Annotated in this window: 1 protein-coding gene; it reads right to left on the bottom strand. The window is 37.7% G+C overall.

Annotated features, from left to right (window positions below):
- Positions 1–9: 9 nt before the first annotated feature.
- On the bottom strand, positions 10–496 hold a 487-nt coding region (locus tag CI957_RS10390), incomplete at its 5' end, for an RNA-guided endonuclease TnpB family protein (RefSeq protein ID WP_164909098.1).

The following is a 496-nucleotide window of genomic DNA, read 5'->3' as shown; positions in this document are numbered from 1 at the left end:
GAATGTCAATTAAGCATTCGTCCGGGTGGCTGACAAGCACCCCTGAGATTCCAGGATATACCTGTAATCCCGTGTTTTGTGTTCAATGTTCATTGCACCAATCAGGTCGGCATTGTTTTCATAACCACATTTTTCACATCTGAAAGATAACCTGTTACGATTATTTTTTGAGATGTGGTTGCATCGAATACAGGTTTGAGAAGTATACGATGGGTCAACATAATGTGTAATTATACCTGCTTCTCTTGCTTTGTATTCAATGAATGTTTGTAATTGGCGGAAAGCCCAACTACTGTGATTATGTCTTCTCTTTTTGGGAGTTTTATAAAGAGTTGAGTCACGTATTCCTGATAAATCTTCCAGACCTATTACAGATACACCTTTTTCAACTGCGAATTTCACAATTTTCTTTGAGATTGTGTGGTTTACATCTCGCATAAGACGTTTCTCTTTACCTGCAATATGTTTCAACATACGTTTTGCAGATAAAGTTCCC

It is taken from the genome of Methanohalophilus sp. WG1-DM (assembly GCF_004104135.1).
GTDB classification, from domain to species: domain Archaea; phylum Halobacteriota; class Methanosarcinia; order Methanosarcinales; family Methanosarcinaceae; genus Methanohalophilus; species Methanohalophilus euhalobius.
Note: the sequence above shows the minus strand (reverse complement) of the source record. Positions and strands in the feature narration are given on the sequence as shown.